We start from the raw sequence: 21321 nt of genomic DNA on the forward strand, positions 1-21321 counted from the left end.
GACTACTGCCTTTTAACTTAGCTACCGACGCTACGCTGGTAAGCCCCTAACGGGGCAAAATCAGCAAGCGGTGCCACGATGTAAATAACCGTGGCACCGCTTGCTGATAATTTTCATTACCGCCAGCCCCCGCCCAGCGATCGATAAACCTCAACCATCGCGCCTAACCGTTGTCGTTTGATATCGGCCAACGCCAATTCTGCCTGAAGCGCGTTGCTTTGTGCGGTGATCACTTCCAGATAGGTGGCCATTCCGCTCTTAAACAGAAGTTTAGCATTATTGATAGCGCCTTGTAAGGTCTGGGCACGGGTTCGGGCAATCCGTTCCTGTTCATGCAATTTTTCATTTCGGACTAAGGCATTCGACACTTCCTTCACGGCATTATTCAAACTCTGTCGAAACTGAATTTGCGCCGATTCGCGCTGAATCTGAGCCACTTCGAGCTGTGTTTTGAGTTGTCCACGCTGAAAAATAGGCTGTACCAAACCAGCCGCCAGATTATAAAACAAGGAATTCGGTAAGGCAAACCAGTTACCAGCCTGAAAAGAGTTCAAACCAACACTTCCCGTTATGGTCAACGCAGGATACCGATTAGCTTCGGCCACGCCCGCACGTGCATTGGCTGCCACCAGCACCAGCTCACTTGCCCGTACATCGGGCCGGTTAGCCAGCAATTGGGCGGGCACACCCGTAAGCAACGTGTCGGCAACGGGGTACGTGGAGAGTCGGTTGCTACGGGCAATCGCTCCCGGCCAGTCACCCAGTAATTGCCGGATACCATTCTGTTCGATGACCAGCGCCTGTTCCAGTTGAGAACGTAACAAATCGGCATTCTGACGTTGCGCTTCGGCTTGTTGAACAGCCAGTTCTGTCACATCGCCCGACTGTTTCTGAAACCGGACCAGCCGCACAATAGAGTCACCTAAGGCTACATTCCGTTTGGCAATATCCAGTTGGGCATCGAGCAACAAGACATTAAAATAACTCGTTGCCACGTTAGAAACCAGATTTGTTCGAACAGCTTTGGCGGCTTCATCGGCCTGGAGAAACGTGGCCAGTGTAGCCTCATTCTGCCGACGGATACGCCCCCAGATGTCCACCTCCCAGGAGAGTGACAGGTTTGCCGAATAATCTTCCAGATGTCGGGTACCGATGAAGTTTTCCAGACTCAACCCATTCAAACTATTGCGGGAAGGCGTCACGGTTGAAGCCGCCATTTGTGCATTCACAGCGGGCAATAGTGCATAGCGCGTCTGCCGAACATAGGCCTGATTTTCCTCAATCCGTTTGATGGCTACCTGCAAATCGAAGTTATTCGCCAGCGCCGTTCCAATCAGATTCTGCAATTCGGTATCCCGAAAAAACTGCCGCCACGGAACTTGCGCTACGTTGAGTGTATCCGTTCCATTACGTTGACTGAACTGCTCAGGCATCTGCACCGTTGGGCGCTGATAGTTTTGTCCAACTTTACAACCTGAAACTAATAGGATAAGTGAAAGTATGCCTAGCGAAAGGCGAGACGACAAAAAATAAGGTCCTGACATGATTAATTACGCGTTATCGGATTGCTGGCAAACGCTTCTTCGGCCAGTGCTTTCCGTTCTTCAGCGGTTTTGGGCCGCTTGATTTTCTCCTGAATTCCCTGAAAAATGACAAATAGCACTGGAACGATGAACAGCCCCAGCAGTACGCCGGTCAGCATACCACCTGCCGTACCGATACTAATCGAGTGATTCCCTTTGGCCGATGCTCCCGTAGCGCTCATGAGCGGCACCAACCCCACAATGAAGGCAAACGACGTCATCAGAATTGGGCGAAGTCGCAGTTTGGCCGCGTCTAAGGCCGACGCCAGCAGTCCCATACCCGCCTGTCGTCGCTGAATGGCGAACTCGACAATCAGGATGGCGTTCTTAGCCAGCAAGCCGATGAGCATGATCAGTCCGACCTGCACGTAGATGTTATTGTCGATGCCCGCCAGATTGATGAACAGAAAAACGCCCAGAATCCCTGTGGGAATAGACAATAGTACTGCCCACGGCAATACGTAACTTTCGTATTGAGCCGACAACAGGAAGTACACAAATACCAGACTAAGGGCGAAAATCAGACTCGACTGACTACCAGCCGCGATCTCTTCCCGCGTCATGCCGGTCCATTCGTAAGTGTAGCCAACAGGCAGTTTTTTCTTGGCCACTTCCTCTACTGCCCGGATGGCGTCGCCCGTACTATAACCCGGTTTGGCTTGACCGTTAATGGCTACCGACGTAAAGAGGTTATTACGCGTGATGGCTTCCGGTCCGTAGACGCGTTTCAACGAAACGAACGTCGTTATCGGCACCATTTGACCCGTCGCATTTTTGACGTAAATGCTCTTTAGCGATTCGGAGTCAGCCCGATACGGCGCGTCGGCCTGGGCAATCACGCGGTAGAATTTACCGAAGCGGTTGAAGTCCGATGCAAACGTACTGCCGTAATAGACCTGCATCGTTTGCAGAATATCGCTGGTCGAAACGCCGAGTTGCTTCGCTTTTTTCACGTCCAGCTCCAGCTCAAACTGAGGTGTTTCGGTATCGAAGGTCGTAAAGGCAGCTGCAATTTCTGGGCGTTTCTGTAGCTCTTCAATCAGGGTGTTCGCTGTGGCACTCAGTTTATCAAGCTTTCCACCCGTCCGATCCTGCAACAGCAATTCGAACCCATCGACGTTACTGAATCCCGGAACGGTTGGCATCGTAAATACATCAACCCGTCCTTCTTCAACGCCAGCTACCTGCTTACTAACCGAATCGACCACCTGTTGCAGGTCTTTCACAGCCCCCCGATCAGCATATGGTTTCATCTTGACAAAACCAGCCGCATAAGACGGACTCGATGAATTGGCAATCATGTTGAACCCGCTGATTTCGATATGCTGCTCAACAGCCTGGGTTTTGTGCAGAATGCCTTCAATCTTATCGGCTACTTTCTGAGTACGCTTCAACGACGCACCTGCTGGAAGTTTCAGCGAATAGGCGATAAAGCCCTGATCCTCTGACGGAATAAAGCCCGTTGGCGTCGTGCGCATCAGAAAAACCGTGACAGCCGTGACCAACGCCAGCCCACTCAACCCAACCCATTTGTTGCGAATCAGGAATCGAAGGCTTCCCACATACTTGTTCGTCAGCGAAGTAAAGCCCGCATTAAACGCATCGAAGAAACGATTCAGAAAACCTTTCTTCGCGTGGGCCTTATCTGCCGGTCCGCCGTCGTGATGCGGATTTTTCAACAACAACGCACAAAGGGCCGGACTCAGCGTCAATGCGTTAACCGCCGAAATCAGGATGGCAATGGCCAGCGTGAACGCGAACTGTTGGTAGAAAACCCCCGCCGGACCGTTCATGAACCCTACTGGCACGAACACAGCCGCCATGACCAACGTAATGGAAATGATAGCGCCTGAAATTTCCTGCATGGACTGGATCGTCGCCGACCGCGCCGACTGTCGACTTTTCTCCATCTTGGCGTGAACAGCTTCGACCACCACAATGGCATCGTCGACGACAATCCCGATGGCCAATACGAGCGCGAAAAGCGTTAATAGATTGATCGTAAAGCCGAACAACTGCATGAAAAAGAATGTACCGATAATGGCAACGGGAACCGCAATGGCCGGAATGAGCGTAGAGCGGAAGTCCTGTAAAAACAGGAATACCACGATAAATACCAGAATAAAGGCTTCGATCAGTGTGTGGGTAACCTGGTCGATGGATTCATCGAGGAAGGTTTTGGTGCTGTAGCCGATGGTGTAATTAATGCCCTTCGGAAACGCCCCTTTGGCCTTATCCATAATCGACAGAATGGCCACCTGAATGTCGTTGGCATTCGAGCCCGCCATCTGGTTAACCGCAATTCCAACGCTGGGCCGACCGTTTACGCGAGTGTCGCCACTGTAGGTAAACGAACCAAACTCAATCCGCGCTACGTCCTTGAGCTGAATGGTTGAGCCGTCGGTATTGGCTTTCAGAATGATGTTTTCGTATTGCTCCGGCTGGTTGAGTTTGCCCTTGTATTTGATCACGTACTCAAACGCTTCCTGACTTTTCTCCCCAATTTTACCGGGTGCCGCTTCCAGATTCTGCTCACGAATCGCATTCATTACCTCCTGCGGGGACAGGCCCAGTGCTACCAGTCGATCCGGTTTCAGCCAGATTCGCATCGAGTAATCCTTTACACCAAAGACCATCACCTGCCCTACCCCATTCACCCGCTGCAACTCTGGAATCAGGTTGATTTTGGCGTAGTTCTGCAAAAAGGTTTCGTCATACACATCCTCATCGCTGTTCAGGTTGAGGATCATGATCATACTGTTCTGCTGTTTCTGTGTCGAAATCCCCGCCTGAACCACTTCGGTAGGCAACAGGCTTGTTGCTTTGGCAACCCGGTTCTGTACATTCACAGCGGCTAGATCAGGGTTGGTGCCGAGTTTGAAATAAATATTGATCGCCACCGACCCATCGTTGCCCGACGAGGAAGTCATGTAGGTCATATTTTCGACCCCGTTAATGGCTTCTTCGAGTGGCGTGGCTACCGAACGAGCCACCACCTCAGCGTTGGCGCCGGGGTACGATGCCGCAACCTGCACGCTGGGCGGAGCAATTTCGGGAAACTGCGTAACGGGCAGCGAAACCAGTGAAATGACACCCAGAATAACCAGCAGGATAGAAATAACCGTGGCGAGTACCGGGCGTTCGATGAATACTTTAAACATAAAATAATCAGAAGCGTCTCAAGCCAGTAAGCAGGGTTGAAACGATGAATACAGACTAAAAATCTTATTGCACAGAAGAAACCGTCAGGCTATCGGCGGCAATCAGTCGCGGAGTAATTACGTCGCCGTCGCGGAGTCGGTCGAGGCCTTCCCGAACGATGCGTTCGCCCGGTTGAATACCCTTCGTGATCAGGTAAAAGTTGCCGCTCTTACCTGCAATCTGAAGCGGCCTGCTCACCACTTTATTGCTGTCGGCCAGGGCATAGACGAATACACGATCCTGCCGTTCGAACGTAGCTTCCTGCGGAACGACCACTGCCGACGGGTGTGCTTCAGGAATCCGCACGCGTCCGGTAATCCCGGAGCGTAAAAGCCCCTGCGCATTCGGAAAAACGGCGCGGAAGCTGATAGAGCCCATCGTTTTATCGAATTGCCCCGACACCAGTTCAATCCGGCCTTTCTGGACATAGGCTTTTCCATCGGCCAGCACTAAATCGACGGGAGGTAGTTTTTTGATTTTATCAGCGATACTATTGCCCGATGACTGCTCCGTGAAATGCAGGAAATCGACTTCACTCATCGAGAAGTAGGCAAATACCTCATGTACATCCGAAAGCGTCGTCAAGGGTTGAAGTTCGGTACGACCAACCAGACTCCCCACCTTGTAGGGCAATCGACCAATAAACCCGCTTGCCGGAGCCGTGATAAGCGTCCGGTTCAGATTAACGTTGGCATTTCCTACGATTGAACGCGCCTGTTCGACGTTAGCTTTGGCAGCCGCGTAAGCCGATTGAGCTGCTTTCAACTGCACATCCGAAACGACGTTATTTTCGACCAACGGCGTCAGTCGGGCAACCTCCAGCGCGGCCTTATCCAAATTGGCTTTTGCTCCCAACAGACTGGCACTGGCGTTACCGACCTGCTCCTGATAGGTACGCGTATCGATGCGAAATAAGGGTTGCCCTTTACGAACAGCAGCCCCTTCATCGACATAAATTTTTTCCAGATAGCCTTCCACCTGTGGCCGAATATCGACGTTGACCCGGCCTTCCAGCGTGGCCGGAAACTCCTGATAGGTCGTAACAGAGGCCGTTTTGACCTGAACAACGGGCAACGTGGGAACTTCGGTAGCAGTTGTGGTTTCGTTGGTTGATGAAGTGCAGCCAAAGTGACTCAGTATGAGAAAAAAGGCCAAAGAAAGCGTACCTGACTTGTATGCGGTATTGACGAATAACATGAGGTTGTAACAACAGTAGTTAAAAAGGAACAGCAATTCGGGCCGTTCTATTCCGGCTTCATTAAAAATTAATTAAAAATAAACACGGCAATCCTATTTGAAAGCTGGACCGTTCCTACACGAATAAAAGCCGAAAGTGCGTTACAAAGTACGTTTTGGAGATTCGCCCAATTCTTAAAAAAATGATAAACATAGCCTTTTTGATGACGTATTGAGTTGGTCATTTTAGGTTGGAAAGTAGGAATACATTGGGTTGCTTTGCAGAGATTTTGAGAAAACTATGCATGTACCAAACTGGATTGGCGAGCGAAAAGCGTGGGTACGAGAGAGCCTGTTCTTTATTGTATTGTTTGTGCTCATGTCGCTCAACGCCTGGAACCGCCTGACTACCTGGGACGATTTTTGGCGGGCGCTCGTCAATTTTCTAATTCTATACAGCCAAGCGCAGTTTCACCGCTTTTTTCTCTTTCCGTTGCTGTTTAGCCAGCATATCAAGCGCTACGTAATCCTGACGAGTATTGCGCTATTGGTAGGCAGCCTGGTTGTGTATTGGGCTGATTTCTGGATATGTCCCGAGTTTTTCAGTACCCACGACTGGCGGGAAATGGGTCTTTTCCACCTGGCAACCTGCACGGTCAGTCTGATTGCGATCATGGCACTTTTTCTGATCCGGCGCTTTTATGAACAGCAGGAAAAGCAGAATGCCGATCAACTGCTGCTTCAGGAAGTACAAATGAAGTTCCTACACGCTCAGCTTAATCCGCATTTCTTTTTTAACACACTCAACAATCTGTACGGCATCAGCCTGCATCAACCTAACCGGATGCCTAATCTGATCATGCAACTCTCGAAGCTGATGCGGTACCAGGTTGATAGTAGTCGTCGGTCGTGGGTACTTCTCCAGCAGGAAATCGAGTTTATTACTAGCTACGTAACGCTGGAGCAGGAACGCGTGGGCAATCGATGCCAGATCGAGTATAGTTATCCAACCGATCCCTGCGTCCTGCAAGGCTACCAGTTAGCTCCGCTACTTCTCATCCCGTTGGTTGAGAATGCGTTTAAACACGGCACGAGTGATATTCAGGGATGCTTTGTTTACATTTCGCTGACGCTGGACGGTGATGCGTTAACCCTACGCATTGAAAACTCTATGCCTGGCCACAAGGTCCCTGTTTCTTCAACAGGTTTAGGCTTACAGAATACACGCCAGCGACTGGAAATTCTGTATTCTGGCAAACACCAGCTCCGGGTTGATCAATCTGCGGGCTTGTATAAAACCGAATTGGTTGTTCAGTTAACGCCTTTACACCATGCCCAACCCCTTGCGGTGCCTGCTTATTGATGATGAAGTAGCCGCTCATTACGTACTACAACATTACATTGAGCAGGTAGATCGACTGGAACTGGTTGGCGATTGTTATCATGCCCTGGAAGCCATCAATTTTCTGCATCGCCAACCCGTCGATCTGTTATTTCTGGACATCAACATGCCCCAAATGAACGGGCTTCAGATGCTGGAAACGCTCACTCATCCGCCCAAGGTTATTCTGACAACGGCCTATTCGGAGTTTGCTTTGGAAAGCTACAATTACAACGTAGTCGATTATCTATTAAAGCCTATTGAGTTTGCTCGGTTCCTGAAAGCTATTGATAAAGTGGTGGTTGCGCAACCTGAAGAAGAAACTCCGCGAGTAACTTTAGCGCCTTCAGCCAGCACATCGTTCGTGGTCAAAGTCGATGGCGATTGGGTTCGGATTGCCTACGAGGATTTACTGTACGGACAGAGCTGGGGGAATTACGTGAAGCTATTTACAAGCCAGCAGGTTTACCTGACTTCCATGACCATGACGGAACTGGAACAGCGACTTCCCTCCGACCAATTTATCCGAATTCACAAATCGTATCTGGTCGCATTGGCTAAAATCAAACGACTGAGTGGCAACGAAGTCTTTATAGACGAAGCTCCCCTGCCTATTGGGTCCACTTATCGCCGGGAATTGGTCGAGCGGTTACGGTAATCATTGATAGGTAATCGGGTTATCGCCGGTCGAGGCCGCCCAAGCGGTAGTACTCCGGCGTATAACCCGATGCCTAATCTTCCCCTCCCTGCCAAATTTAGTAGCAACACAACAGCCTTATTTAACGTGAATAATGGATAAATTCTGAAATTATTTACTGATTATCACCCAATTATAATATTGTTTTTTGTCATCCCGACGCCAGGAGGGATCTTCGGTAAATAACCAGTTGCCGAAGATCCCTCCTGGCGTCGGGATGACAAAAAACTAGTATAATTCTATTCGTAAATCCTCCATAATTCACGTTATTTAGATTCAATCTTATTAATTTGCAGCCCGTTTAGGCCTAAGAACGGCTTAAATGCATTGAATCAGCCTTTCAACTCGAATATATTCGCATGAAGAAATTAGTTATCGCCATTTTGGTGGGTGTTTCGTTGTCTGCCCAAGCCCAGAAAAATGTGCTGCTTGACCAATCGTTCTGGCAAAACAAGCCGGATGCCAACCAGGTTAAAGCCGAAGTAGAGAAAGGGAATAGTCCTTCTCAATTCAACCCAAATAGCTTTGACCCCGTTGTGCTGGCCATCAACGCTCAGGCGCCCAACGAGACTATTAAATACTTATTGTCGCAACCCGGAAACGATGTTGCCAAGCTTACCCACGACGGTCGTATCTACCTGCACTGGGCAGCTTTACGGGGCAATGTGGAGATTATGGAATACCTGATCGCCAAAGGCTCCAAAGCGAACCTGGTAGACAGTCACGGGGCTACTCCGCTGAATTTTGCCGCCGGGAGCGGTCAACCCAATACGCAGGTATATGACTTATGTCTGCAAAATGGAGCCAATCTAAAAAAAGACCTGAATCATGAGGGTGCTAACGCGCTGTTGCTCGCGATTGCCAACGACAAAGACCTCAAACTAACGGACTATTTTGTCTCGAAAGGACTGGATTTGAAAAGCACGGATGCCGCTGGAAACAACGCTTTTAGCTATGCAGCCCGAAGCGGCAATATCAACACCCTCAAAGCGCTTCAACAACGGGGCGTACCCGTGAATGCAACGGCTATGATTATGGCCAGTCAGGGTGGACGTCAGGGAGTTGCCCCGATCGAAGTGTTTCAGTACCTCGAAAGCCTGGGTATCAAACCGACTGTCACCAGCAAGAGTGGCGAAAATGTACTGCACGCCATTGCCCGTAGACCCAAGCAGAATGAGCTTATCCAGTATTTTCTGGATAAAGGTGTCGATGTCAATCAGGCCGACGAAGACGGAAATACAGTATTTATGAATGCGGCCGCTTCCAATCGGGATATTGCGGTGCTGGAGTTGTTACAACCCAAGGTAAAAAACATCAATCAGGGCAATCAAAAAGGCACCACGGCTCTGGCGATGGCGGTTCAAAGTAACTCGCCCGAAGTTGTGGGTTATCTACTGAGCAAAGGCGCCGACGTTGCGGTAACCGATAAAAAAGGCGACAACGTTGTTGCTTATCTGGTGCAATCTTACCGACCCAACAGTGGACCCCAGGCAGGAGCTGATTTTGATGCCAAACTAAAAGAGCTTCAGGGCAAAGGACTGGATATTAAAGCGCCCCAACAAAACGGGAATACCCTTTACCATTTGGCCGTCGCCAAAAATGACCTTCCGTTAGTACAACGGCTGGCACCCCTTCAGATTGATGTGAATAGCAAAAACAAAGAAGGTCTGACCGCCCTACACAGAGCAGCAATGATTTCGAAAGATGATGCCCTGCTGAAATATCTGCTGTCGATTGGCGCAAAGAAAGACATTTCGACCAACTTTAAAGAGACTGCTTTCGATCTGGCGAGCGAGAATGAATCGCTAACGAAAAACAATATATCTGTTAACTTCCTGAAATAAGACGATGTCCTGTTTATATAAAATTGGCGTATTGGCACTGGCCCTTACCCTGGCTAAGCCATCCGCATCGGTAGCGCAACAAGCTGGCACCGTGAAGTATAAGTGCATGATCCAGATGACCAACTACATGGGCGAAGGCGCTTATATCGTGGTATCGCTCATCAATGGGAAAGGCGGGTACGACAAAACCTTGTACGTGCTCGGTTCTAATAAAAAATGGTATCCCGACATAAAAGAATGGTATAAGGCTTACGCCAAGAAAAAAACCGACATCAGCGCCATAACTGGAGCCTCAGTGGCGGGCGGTGACCGGAGCGTTACCGTACTGGAACTCGAAAGCGCGAAAATTGACAAGGATTACAAGCTACGGTTTGAAAGTGGTGTGGAAGACAAACCTTACTACGTAAAAGACCTGGAAATTCCGCTCACAACGGAGGCTCTTTCGGCCAAGAGTGAAGGAACGGGCTACATTCGCTACGTGCGTTTCAGCCCTAATGCGAGCAATTGAGACGATGGTAATGGATAATGTAAAATGAATTATGGTCAATCAATGACTGTTCGTTATTCATTTTACATTATTCATTAATCCCCCACGTTGCCCTACTTAACAGCAACCTGATTTATGACCATTTCTGTTTGGAGATACAGCCACTTAGCCCTGGCTGTATCTTCTTTTCTTTTATTGACACTAGCCTCGATTACAGGTATTATTCTGGCCTTCGAACCTATATCGCAGAAACTTCAACCGTATCGTGTCGACAATTTCAATCAACTTACGCTGGCGCAAACCCTGCCGGTTCTCAAAAAAAGTTATCCCGAAATCAGTGAGTTGAGTATCGATGCCAACCAGTTTGTACAGATCAAGGGTAGTGATGCCGACGGCAAAAACCTGACGGTTTACGTTGATCCGCAAACGGGCAAATCGCTGGGCGTACCGACTAAACAGAGTGAATTTTTCGAGTGGGTCACGGCGCTGCATCGTTCGTTATTTCTGCACGAAGCGGGTCGATTTTTTATCGGATTAACGGCGTTTCTATTACTGCTTATTACGGTTTCCGGCACCATGCTGATTATTCAGCGACAGCGGGGTATCAAACGGTTCTTCACCCGCATTGTGCGCGACAATTTTGCCCAGTATTACCACGTTGTATTAGGTCGCCTGTCGTTGATTCCAATTTTCATTATTGCCTTATCGGGCACCTATCTTTCGCTAGCCCGGTTCGACTTAATCGGAACGAAAAAGATTTCTACCAACATTGATTTCGATGCCATCCAATCAAAGCCAGCACGAAAACTGGCCGATTTTGACGTGTTTAAGAACACGCGATTGGCCGATGTTCAAAGCATTGAATTTCCATTTTCAGAAGACCCCGAAGAGTTTTACACGTTGAAACTCAACGACCGTGAGCTGACCGTCAATCAGATTACCGGCGATATTCTCAGCGAGACTAAGTACCCAATGACCGTCTTGCTCACTAACCTGAGTCTGGATTTACACACCGGTCGAGGGAGTAGCATTTGGGCTATTATTCTGGCCATTGCCTCCGGCAACATCCTCTTTTTCATTTATTCTGGCTTTGCAATCACCTGGAAACGGCTGGCTAATCGCGTCAGGAACAAGTACACCGCCAACGAGAGCCGATTTATTATTCTGGTGGGTTCTGAGAATGGCAGTACGTACCGATTTGCCCAGATCATTCATCAGCAGTTACTTAAACAGGGCGAGAAATCGTTCCTGACCGAACTCAACAACTACACGCTGTATCCAAACGCCGATCATTTAATTGTACTGACGGCTACCTACGGACTCGGTGATGCCCCGACCAATGCCCAGAAATTAACGGCATTGATTGAAAAATACTCTCAGAAACAGCCAGTCCGTTATTCGGTGCTGGGCTTTGGGTCGCATGCCTATCCCGATTTCTGCAAGTTTGCTTTCGAGGTAAACCAATTGCTGGCCCGGCAGACCTGGGCGGTTCCGCTGGTGGATATCCATACGGTGAACGACAAAGCGCTGGACGAGTTTGGCTTATGGGCCGAAGCCTGGTCGCAACAGGCAAACATTCCTATCAGCGTTTCGTCCGACTTACTGAAAGCCCCAACCCGTCGTTTGGATACGCTAACCGTCGTCAACAATACCCGAACGTCTGAACCCGATGGCACGTTTCTGCTTCAATTGCAGCCTAAATCTCGCCAGAGTGTGACGTCAGGCGATTTGCTGGCGATCTACCCCGGCAACGACCATCGGGAGCGATTGTATTCAATCGGGATAGTCGATCAAGCGATTCAGCTAAGTGTCCGATTGCATCCGGGCGGATTGGGTTCCGGCTTCCTGCATGCGTTAGCACCGGGCGAAACCGTTCAGGCACGCCTTGTCAATAACGATCATTTTCATTTCCCAGCAAAAGCCCCGATTGTCGTTATGATTGCGAATGGTACTGGGATTGCCCCGTTTTTGGGTATGATCAGCCAGAATAAACAGCAGATTCCCTGTCATCTGTACTGTGGCTTTCGGCAAAGTGCATCGTTTGGACTTTATCAGGCGTTTTTGGCGGAAAGCCAGTCGACTCAAAAGCTCACCAAGCTGCACGTGGCTTATTCACGGGAGAACGAAAAGCAGTACGTCAGCGATCTCCTCACCAACGATGCGGACTTCATTGCCAATACGTTACTTATGAAAGGGGTACTAATGATCTGCGGATCGCTGGCGATGCAAAAGGATGTCCTTGAGCTGCTCGAATCTATCTGCCAAGCCAAACTGGGACAAAGCGTCAGTGTGTATCAATCGCACAGCCAGATCTTGATGGACTGTTATTGAGTTGGCATGTGGTGGTGTCAGTTTCTCAAAACTGACACCAAGAACATAATGACACCAAGAAAACTCTAATCAACTGTCTATAACCGCTTCTTTTTCAAACCTAAATCACTGGAAGAAACAACCTCCCCATCGTCGGTAATCAGGATGTAGCTGTATTGCGGGTGTTTTCGAATTAGTTGCAAGCCAGCCTTTTTGCCCAATACCATGAGCGATGTGCTGAACCCATTAGCGGTTTCGGCGCTAGGCCCAAAGACCGTCACGCTACTCAGGCCAGTAGCCGGGTAGCCTGTGCTGGGGTTGATAATATGCGCATACCGCTTCCCGTTGAAGACGACAAATTTTTCGTAACTCCCGGAGGTTACAACAGCGCTCTTCCGGAGCGGAACAATGGCGAATACGGTATCTTTATGCAATGGATTCGTAATACCTACCGACCAGTCGCGCCCATCAGGTTGTTTCCCCCAGATACTCATATCACCCGAACCATTGACAATGCCCGCCTTGATGCCCCGAGCCAGCATCATCTCACGGCAACGATCAGCAGCATAGCCTTCGCCCAAGGCCCCGAAGCCAATTTTCATGCCTTTGCGCGACAAAAAGATGGTCGATTTCTGCCGATCCAGAACGATGTATTTATAGCCAATTTTCTCAACCGATTTCCTGATGGCTTCAGGGGTAGGCATTTTCGTCATCGAGCCGTCGAATTTCCAGATTCGATCCATGGCCGCAAAGCTAATGTCAAACGCTCCATTCGTGATTTTGGAGAAATGCAACGCCCTTTCGGTTAGAGCAAATACTTCGGCATCGACCTTAACCGGGGCAATGCCCGCGTTTCTGTTGACTTGCGAAATTTGCGTATTCGCCCGCCAGTCCGAAATCAGGTTTTCAATCCGCGTCACTTCGGCAATGACCGTATCAATATTCTGTTCGGCAGTTAGGGAATCGGTAGCCACAATGGTAATATCGAACCGACTTCCCATCAATTTAACCGTTCTTTTCCGCAGTACCTGAGCCGTAGCACTGAAGCCAATTAAAAGCAGAACGAGTATGAATACTTGTTTCATGTGGCAAAAATCGGCAAGCTTTCTCATTGTTCAGGTAGCCCACAAACAGTTTTCAATCGACGGAAATTATTACGGATATGTATGGGTTGTCTTAAAGTATATCGTAACGACTAGCCGCTCTTTACCTGTACCTGTCTCGTTGCTCTCAACTTGTATTTACTATGCAACAACCATTAGCTGCTCAAGCGCCTGCTCTACCAACAGGCTTGCTTCGTGTTATCATCGTCGTCACGGCTATTACGGCCGCAGTTATGGAATTGATCGACGTCACTATCGTCAACGTAGCCCTAAATGAAATTGCCGGCGCCTTAGGGGCTACCATCGAAGACGTTGCCTGGGTGGTTACCTCCTATGCCATTGCCAACGTAATCATTATCCCCATGACGGGCTTTCTGGCCGAGTATTTTGGTCGTAAAAAGTACTATCTGGCCTCCATTGTTCTGTTTACGGCTGCGTCCTATTTCTGTGCCAGCTCAACCAGTCTGTGGCAACTCGTTCTCTGGCGATTCATTCAGGGCATTGGTGGTGGAGCCTTATTATCTACGTCTCAGGGAATCATTTTTGATGCGTTTCCACCCGCCAAACGAGGAGTTGCTTCCGGTATTTTCGGCATGGGCATCATTCTCGGGCCAACATTAGGGCCCTTTCTGGGAGGAGTTATTGTCGAAAACTACCATTGGTCTTACATCTTTTACGTGAACGTGCCTGTTGGCATTGTTGCTACCATTCTTACGTTTCTTTACATTGCCAAGAAGCCCGGCGAAGGCACTCGTAAGGATCAAATCAAGATTGACTATCTGGGTATTTTTCTACTGGCTGTGGGCGTCGGTTCGCTACAATATGTATTGGAAAAAGGACAGTCCGACGACTGGTTTGAGTCGAAAACGATCCTAACCTTCACGATAGCAGCTGTGGTTGGCATGATCGGTTTCGTCTGGCGGCAATTGACCACCGACCATCCCGTTGTCAATCTGCGTGTTCTCTCAAAAGGTACTCTGGGCGTAACGACCATTTTCAGCTTTGTAGCCGGGCTGGGCTTGTTTACCTCTGTGTTCGTTTATCCGGTTCTGGTCCAACGCATTAACGGCTTTACACCCACCATGACGGGACTCTCCCTGCTTTGGCCTACACTGGTTGGTATTCCTTTATTTCCCCTCATCGGTCGGCGCTTATCGACTGGGGCTTCTCCCCTGCCCTTTATCATTGTTGGAATGTGTACGTTTGTGGTGTTCGGCTTTTACAGTGGCACGCTGAACGGACAAGCCAATCAATGGGATTTTTTCTGGCCGCAAATGATGCGGGTCTTTGGCGTTACGATGTTGCAACTACCCTTGATTAATCAGGCAGTGGCGGGGCTTCCTCCCCAGGATTTCCCATCGGCCATTGCGCTCAACAACATGATTCGGCAATTGGGGGGCGCATTCGGTATTGCGCTCGCCAACACATTTGTTACCCGCAGTTATGCCCAGCACCGGGGCGACCTGATCAGCAATCTGGACCCAGTCAACCCCTTACTGACCGAGCGATTAACGATGATGGGGGGCGCTAGTCAACGCGCTTACAAGCTACTGGATCTGACCGTAGATAAACAGGCTTACCTGCTAGCTTACCTGGATACGTTCCGGCTAGTGGGCGTTTTCTTTCTTCTGATACTGCCCCTGGTCTACTTCTTGCGAACCAAAAAGAAATCGGCAGCCGAGATCGCCTTAGCCGCCAAAGCTATGTCAGAGGCTCACTAAGGTGTGTTTGGTGGAGACGAAGCTGTCTAAACTTTTCCTTTTATAGAAAAATCTAAGCTTTTTTGTCATCCCGACGGTAGGAGGGATCTTCGGTAAATAATCAGTTGCCGAAGATCCCTCCTACCGTCGGGATGACAAAAAACAATATTATAAATAACTGACAATCAATCAACAATCCCAGATTCCATCCACTATTCACGTTAAAATATTCTTTCGGCTCCAGTCCGATAACATAAACATAACCGCTCTGAGTGTTTCGCCCTTTTCGCTCAACGAGTATTCTACCCGAGGAGGAACTTCCGGATAGGCTGTACGAACCACAATGCCATCGGCTTCCAGTTCTTTCAGTTGCCTCGATAAAACTTTCAATGCCATGCCCGGAATTGTTTTGTGAAGCTCGCCAAAACGCATTGGCCCTTTCAGCAACAGCCAGATAATGGGAGGCTTCCATTTGCCTCCGATTACATCAATCGTAGCCGTTATCGGACATTCTTCGGCATCGTGGTATTTTATTTTCTCGGTTTCCATAATTCAGGCGCAATTATCACTTTTTTGTCATTACTAGACAAAAAGGTAATTACTTGACAAAAGTAGAGTATTGGTCTACTTTCGCCTAACAAATTCACGAATCAACATGAAAATTATCATTATTGGTGCTACGGGTACCATCGGTAAGCACGTAGTCAGCGCGTTAGAAAAAGACAATGAAATTCTGAAAGTAGGCTCAAAAAGCGGGGATATGCAGGTTGATATTACCAATCCTGATTCCATTAAAAACCTGTTCGAACAGGCTGGTTCGTTCGATGCGCTCGTCAGCACGACTGGTGACGGTCACTTTGGTCCGCTACCCAAAATGACGGATGCCGATTTTAGAATTGGCCTAAACAGCAAACTCATGGGTCAGGTCAATCTGGTATTAATTGGTCAGCATTACATCAACCCCAAAGGTTCGTTTACATTAACATCCGGCAGTTTGGCCGACGACCCTATTGTGTTGGGGGCAGCGGTCAGCGCCATCAATGGGGCACTGGATTCGTTTGTGCGGGCGGCTGCCATCGAGCTTGAACAGGGTGTACGAATCAACACCGTAGCACCAGGTGTCGTTGAAGAATCACCAGGCTACTTCCCGTTTTTTCCGGGCCATATTCCTGTATCCATGCATCGTGTGGCACAGGCTTATGTCAAGAGTGTATTGGGCGCGCAAACCGGCCAGACGTATAAAGTGGTTTAGGCAGACGCATTTCTCCCGTTAGCTGTTCACCTTGGTATATATCCCGCTCCTAAAACAGGAGCGGGATAATCACTTTTCCATTATCTCTTTGCGATGCGCTAATCCCCAATAATGGAGTTCATCCATTACTTTCTCCAGCGATTTTCCGTGTTCAGTTATGGAATACTCAACCGTTGGCGGAAACGTATCGTGGACATCGCGCTGAATTAATTTATTAGCTTCCAGGCTTTTCAATTCTTTCGACAGAGTCTTGTCGGTAATGCCGGGCACTTCTCTCGAAAGCTGCTTAAAGCGCTTACCTCCTGTCGACAAGGCAAACAGTATGAGTAATTTCCATCTACCTTCCAGAGCCTCTAAGGCATCCTTGATGGAAAGAGCTGTTTTTGGACATCCACCTTTGAGTAACATCGATTCCTGGGTTTACTGTACTTCCATTTTGGATAGCGCTATCCAAAATGGAAGTACTATCAATCGGCTAGCAAACATAAATACTTTTACGCCATTACTAAAAAAGAGATTAGGTATGGCAAACCAACAACCATCAAAAGCACTACACATTACCCTCTGGATTATACAAGTAATTTTGGCCGCTACGTTCATTTGGGCGGCTACCATGAAACTGTTTCAGCCTATTGATGAGTTAGCTAACATGTGGCCCTGGGTAGGTCAGATTCCGGTAGCCTTCGTAAAACTCACCGGTCTCATCGACTTATTGGGGGCAGTTGGGTTGATTCTGCCAGCATGGCTTCGCATCAAACCCCAACTAACGCCCATTGCCGCTTTAGGAACCGTAGTGTTAATGATCTGCGCCAGTATTTTTCACATTACCCGAGGAGAAGCATCGGTCATTGGCGTAAACATCGTTTTCGCTGTTCTTGCGGCTTTTATTGCGTGGGGACGGTTTACCAAGGCACCGATCACCGAAAAGTGAAACGAGTTTATCTTAGCTTACGAATGAAAAACGCACAGCCTCAACGGATTAAAACCATAACTGACTATCATCAGGTTATGGGGCTTCCCAAGCCGGAGCATCCCTTAATCAGCGTCATTCCTTTTGAAGCCATTAGACGACCATCGTGTGATAAATCGAATAGTCAAATCCACGATTTTTACTCCGTTGCGCTTAAACGGAATTTCAACGGCAAGCTGAAATATGGGCAACAGGACTATGATTTCGATGAAGGGATCATGATCTTTATGGCACCCGGACAGGTTTTTACGATTGAGGCCGACGGCGACCTACAGCATACGGGCTGGCTACTTCTCGTTCACCCCGATTATTTATGGAACACGTCGTTAGCCAAAACCATAAAGCAATACGACTATTTCAGTTATTCGGTCCACGAAGCCCTGCACCTTTCGGAAAAAGAAGAAGCAGTAGTTACGGGCATCCTGAAAAACATTGAGCAGGAATACCGCGCAAACATTGATCAGTTTAGCCAGAACGTCATTCTCGCCCAACTTGACTTATTGCTAACCTATGCCGATCGCTTCTATCATCGGCAATTCATAACCCGAAAAATTACCAATCATCAGCTTCTGAATCGGCTTGAGGCTACTCTTGACGCTTACTTTGATAGCGATGCCTTAGCCGAAAAAGGGTTGCCTACGGTTCAATACATTGCCGAAGTGCTCAACGTATCGCCCAACTATTTAAGTGTATTGCTGAACGTACTAACCGGGCAAAGTACCCAGCAACACATCCACGATAAATTGATCGAAAAGGCCAAAGAAAAACTATCCACAACCGATTTGTCGGTTGGCGAGATTGCTTACGCTTTGGGATTTGAACACTCGCAGTCATTCAGCAAATTATTTAAAAGTAAGACGAATACATCGCCGTTGGCGTTCCGACATTCGTTCAACTAAGCCATTAATCAGTCAAGAAACGGCTACAACAATCGAAGATTCAACTACAAGGCTAAGATCGACAGACTAGACCTTTGTGCTGTAAACAAAAACAGCTAGTTATGAACGTTGTAGTAACAGGTTCGTTAGGCCATATTGGCAAGCCGCTCACCCAGGAACTCGTACAAAAGGGCCATCAGGTTACGGTTATCAGCAGTAAGCCGGAAAAACAGAATGAGATTACCCAGATTGGGGCAATAGCCGCCATTGGCTCTTTGGAAGACGTTGATTTTCTGAACGCCACCTTTGCTGATGCCGATGCCGTATTTGCCATGATCCCCCCCAATTATGCCGAGCCCGATCAGTTTGCGTATTATAGAAGAATCGGCAGCAACTACGCGCAAGCCATTCAGGGGTTGGGTGTACAGCATGTTGTTCACCTCAGTAGTTATGGCGCGCATCTGCCCAAAGGAACCGGGTTTATCCTTGGCTCTCATCATACAGAAGGGATTTTGAATGAATTACCGGATGTTGCCATCACCCACCTGCGCCCTGGTTACTTCTATTACAATCTGTACGGCTTTGTGAACATGATCAAAGAACAGGGCTTGATCGGCTCGGTTTACGGTGGCGATGACCAACTCGTGATGGTTGCTCCCAGTGATATTGCCACTGTTGCCGCAGAAGAATTGACAAAATCAGCTACAGGTAGAAACATTCGCTATATAGCCAGCGATGAGCGCACCGCCAGCGAGGTCGCTCATGTGTTAGGGAACGCCATCGGTAAGCCCGATTTGCAATGGTTAGCCTTCAGCGAAGAGCAAGTAACAGACGCACTGCTCAAAAACGGGATGCCTGCTTCGCTGGTCGCTAATTTTGTAGAATTAGGCGCCTGTATACACAGTGGCAAATTGCAGGAAGATTATGACCAACATAAACCAGCTAGCCTGGGTAACGTAAAGCTGGAAGATTTCGCGAAAGAGTTTGCGGCTGCATTTCAAGTCGCCTGATTGCCTTTTTGTCAAGCGGTTTCCTTTTAAAGGAAACCGCTTTTTTATGGTTGATTAACCTTTTTGCCCACACAGGGTACAAAGGACGCGGAGAAAATACCCCGTATCCTGGTACTCTTCCAATTTAGATTCTAGAGATTCTTTGATTCTAATTGGTGGTTCAGACATTGATTATCAACACAATATCTCCAATAGAATCCAAAGAATCTCTAGAATCTAAATTGGAAGAGCATTAGTTTGCCAAAGCACTAGGGCTTAACGAATATACCTAATCCATTGTACAAGTCCTTTTTAGCCTCAGAATCAGGCTAAAACTCATTCACTAACAACAGAAAAAGCACAAGAAAGTCATTTATTTAGTGCATATTATCAGAATATTATTTCGATATTCTATATTATTGTAGAATAATTAAAGACTACTTGTACCCTTATATGGTTGTGCCTACTCCTTCATCAGAACCACCACTTAATTCAAGCAAATCCACAACAGTTAGCTTATTTAGTTTGCCAATCATTGTGGCTGCGTTGGGCTATTTCGTTGATATTTACGACTTGCTGCTATTCGGTATCGTTCGGGTGCCGAGCCTGAAAGATATGGGGCTGACACCCGATCAAATCTCGCTGGTTGGTGGACGCATCATGAACTGGCAAATGGCGGGTCTGCTACTTGGCGGCATTGTGTGGGGAATCCTGGGCGACAAGCGTGGGCGACTTTCGGTGTTATTTGGGAGTATCATTACCTATTCGATTGCCAATATTGCCTGTGGATTTGTGAAACATATCACCTTCATGGACCCGGTTCAGTACTATGCCCTGATGCGGTTTGTGGCCGGTGTCGGGCTAGCGGGCGAACTAGGGGCAGGCATTACCCTCGTCAGCGAAATTCTGCCGAAAGAAAAACGGGCCGTTGGAACCTCGTTCGTAGCCGGAATTGGGGTTCTAGGCGCTGTCGTAGCCTATTTTACAGTTAAACTCTTCGATTGGGAAACGGCTTTTTTTGTCGGTGGAAGTTTAGGTTTTGGCTTGTTATTGTTACGTTTTGGGGTGGTTGAGTCGGGCATGTTCACCAACATCATTGAGCAAAAACAGGTAAGCCGGGGTAATTTTCTCTCTTTCTTTACTAACACCAACCGACTCAGTCGCTATCTAAAATGCATCGGCGTTGGCATTCCCTCCTGGTTCGTTACCGGCATTCTGGCTTCGTTCAGTAACGAATTTGGAAAAGCCTGGGGTGTTGACGAGGAAATTCAACCGGGCTTAGCCATCACGTGCTTATACATTGGCATGGCCATCGGCGATCTGTCCAACGGCTTCATTAGTCAGGCGCTGGCATCGCGTAAAAAAGCGATCACGCTCTTCATGTCCATTGCTTTTGTGTTCAGCTTTATCTGTTTGTACCTCGGTATCAAAAGTGCCACTGTTTTCTACGTGCTTTGCCTGGGTCTGGGCTTTGGGAATGGTTATTGGGCCATGTTTGTGACCATTAGTGCGGAGCAGTTTGGCACCAACTTACGCGCGACAGCCGCCACTACCATCCCGAATATGGTGCGCGCTTTTCTGATTCCTATGACCCTGGGTTATCAGGCACTTAAGCCTTCTCTGGATGTTGTCAATGCAGGTGCAGTTGTGGGTCTGGTTACGTTTTTAATCGGTTTTTACGCCATCCTGACCATCCCCGAAACCCACGACAAGGATTTGAATTACCTAGAAGAGTGAAGTGGCCTTCCGT

General features: G+C 48.3%; 17 protein-coding genes. 11 read left to right on the top strand and 6 right to left on the bottom strand.

Annotation, left to right across the window (positions count from 1 at the left end; genetic code table 11):
• Nucleotides 1–116 precede the first annotated feature (116 nt).
• From ACYVGR_RS05695 to ACYVGR_RS05705, 3 genes are all read right to left on the bottom strand, one after another.
• Nucleotides 117–1544, bottom strand: a complete 1428-nt coding sequence (locus tag ACYVGR_RS05695; protein ID WP_460954443.1) for an efflux transporter outer membrane subunit — start codon at nucleotides 1542–1544, stop codon at nucleotides 117–119.
• Between the two features lie 2 nt (nucleotides 1545–1546).
• Nucleotides 1547–4744, bottom strand: coding sequence for an efflux RND transporter permease subunit (locus tag ACYVGR_RS05700; protein WP_460954445.1), 3198 nt, complete (start codon nucleotides 4742–4744; stop codon nucleotides 1547–1549).
• 64 nt (nucleotides 4745–4808) lie between these two features.
• Nucleotides 4809–5981: an efflux RND transporter periplasmic adaptor subunit gene (locus ACYVGR_RS05705; RefSeq protein ID WP_460954447.1), complete on the bottom strand. Its 1173-nt coding sequence runs from the start codon at nucleotides 5979–5981 to the stop codon at nucleotides 4809–4811.
• Between the two features lie 280 nt (nucleotides 5982–6261).
• On the opposite strand from ACYVGR_RS05705, the gene ACYVGR_RS05710 reads away from it, so the two are divergent.
• The 5 genes from ACYVGR_RS05710 (at nucleotide 6262) to ACYVGR_RS05730 (ending at nucleotide 12700) form a co-directional block, all read left to right on the top strand.
• Nucleotides 6262–7323: a sensor histidine kinase gene (locus tag ACYVGR_RS05710; protein ID WP_460954449.1), complete on the top strand. Its 1062-nt coding sequence runs from the start codon at nucleotides 6262–6264 to the stop codon at nucleotides 7321–7323.
• Complete coding sequence (locus ACYVGR_RS05715) at nucleotides 7292–7999, top strand: LytR/AlgR family response regulator transcription factor (protein WP_460954451.1); 708 nt, start codon at nucleotides 7292–7294, stop codon at nucleotides 7997–7999. Before ACYVGR_RS05710 ends, ACYVGR_RS05715 begins: the two co-directional genes overlap by 32 nt.
• A 398-nt stretch (nucleotides 8000–8397) precedes the next feature.
• Complete coding sequence (locus ACYVGR_RS05720) at nucleotides 8398–9882, top strand: ankyrin repeat domain-containing protein (RefSeq protein ID WP_460954453.1); 1485 nt, start codon at nucleotides 8398–8400, stop codon at nucleotides 9880–9882.
• Between the two features lie 4 nt (nucleotides 9883–9886).
• Nucleotides 9887–10390, top strand: a complete 504-nt coding sequence (locus tag ACYVGR_RS05725) for a DUF2271 domain-containing protein (RefSeq protein ID WP_460954455.1) — start codon at nucleotides 9887–9889, stop codon at nucleotides 10388–10390.
• Between the two features lie 114 nt (nucleotides 10391–10504).
• Complete coding sequence (locus ACYVGR_RS05730) at nucleotides 10505–12700, top strand: PepSY domain-containing protein (protein WP_460954457.1); 2196 nt, start codon at nucleotides 10505–10507, stop codon at nucleotides 12698–12700.
• A gap of 77 nt (nucleotides 12701–12777) precedes the next feature.
• Here the strand turns inward: ACYVGR_RS05730 and ACYVGR_RS05735 are convergent, their stop codons facing one another.
• Complete coding sequence (locus ACYVGR_RS05735) at nucleotides 12778–13764, bottom strand: FAD:protein FMN transferase (protein ID WP_460954459.1); 987 nt, start codon at nucleotides 13762–13764, stop codon at nucleotides 12778–12780.
• A 161-nt stretch (nucleotides 13765–13925) separates the two neighbouring features.
• On the opposite strand from ACYVGR_RS05735, the gene ACYVGR_RS05740 reads away from it, so the two are divergent.
• Nucleotides 13926–15503 carry a DHA2 family efflux MFS transporter permease subunit gene (locus tag ACYVGR_RS05740; RefSeq protein ID WP_460954461.1) on the top strand — a complete coding sequence of 526 codons (1578 nt, stop codon included), beginning with the start codon at nucleotides 13926–13928 and terminating at the stop codon, nucleotides 15501–15503.
• A gap of 195 nt (nucleotides 15504–15698) precedes the next feature.
• On the opposite strand, the gene ACYVGR_RS05745 is transcribed toward ACYVGR_RS05740, so the two are convergent.
• Nucleotides 15699–16031, bottom strand: a complete 333-nt coding sequence (locus tag ACYVGR_RS05745) for a winged helix-turn-helix transcriptional regulator (RefSeq protein ID WP_460954463.1) — start codon at nucleotides 16029–16031, stop codon at nucleotides 15699–15701.
• A 106-nt stretch (nucleotides 16032–16137) separates the two neighbouring features.
• On the opposite strand from ACYVGR_RS05745, the gene ACYVGR_RS05750 reads away from it, so the two are divergent.
• Complete coding sequence (locus ACYVGR_RS05750) at nucleotides 16138–16734, top strand: short chain dehydrogenase (protein WP_460954465.1); 597 nt, start codon at nucleotides 16138–16140, stop codon at nucleotides 16732–16734.
• Nucleotides 16735–16803: 69 nt separating this feature from the next.
• On the opposite strand, the gene ACYVGR_RS05755 is transcribed toward ACYVGR_RS05750, so the two are convergent.
• Nucleotides 16804–17142, bottom strand: a complete 339-nt coding sequence (locus tag ACYVGR_RS05755; RefSeq protein ID WP_460954467.1) for a winged helix-turn-helix transcriptional regulator — start codon at nucleotides 17140–17142, stop codon at nucleotides 16804–16806.
• A gap of 115 nt (nucleotides 17143–17257) precedes the next feature.
• On the opposite strand from ACYVGR_RS05755, the gene ACYVGR_RS05760 reads away from it, so the two are divergent.
• The 4 genes from ACYVGR_RS05760 to ACYVGR_RS05775 all read left to right on the top strand — a co-directional run bounded on the left by ACYVGR_RS05760 (nucleotide 17258) and on the right by ACYVGR_RS05775 (nucleotide 21308).
• Nucleotides 17258–17665 (top strand): DoxX family protein, encoded by a 408-nt coding sequence (locus tag ACYVGR_RS05760; RefSeq protein WP_460954469.1) that lies wholly within the window; start codon nucleotides 17258–17260, stop codon nucleotides 17663–17665.
• A gap of 23 nt (nucleotides 17666–17688) precedes the next feature.
• Entirely contained in the window at nucleotides 17689–18603 is a 915-nt protein-coding gene (locus ACYVGR_RS05765; RefSeq protein WP_460954471.1) for a helix-turn-helix domain-containing protein, read from the top strand.
• A gap of 101 nt (nucleotides 18604–18704) precedes the next feature.
• Complete coding sequence (locus ACYVGR_RS05770) at nucleotides 18705–19592, top strand: NmrA family NAD(P)-binding protein (protein ID WP_460954473.1); 888 nt, start codon at nucleotides 18705–18707, stop codon at nucleotides 19590–19592.
• Between the two features lie 432 nt (nucleotides 19593–20024).
• Nucleotides 20025–21308, top strand: a complete 1284-nt coding sequence (locus tag ACYVGR_RS05775) for an MFS transporter (RefSeq protein WP_460954536.1) — start codon at nucleotides 20025–20027, stop codon at nucleotides 21306–21308.
• Nucleotides 21309–21321: the final 13 nt, after the last annotated feature.

The organism is Spirosoma litoris (assembly GCF_054776755.1).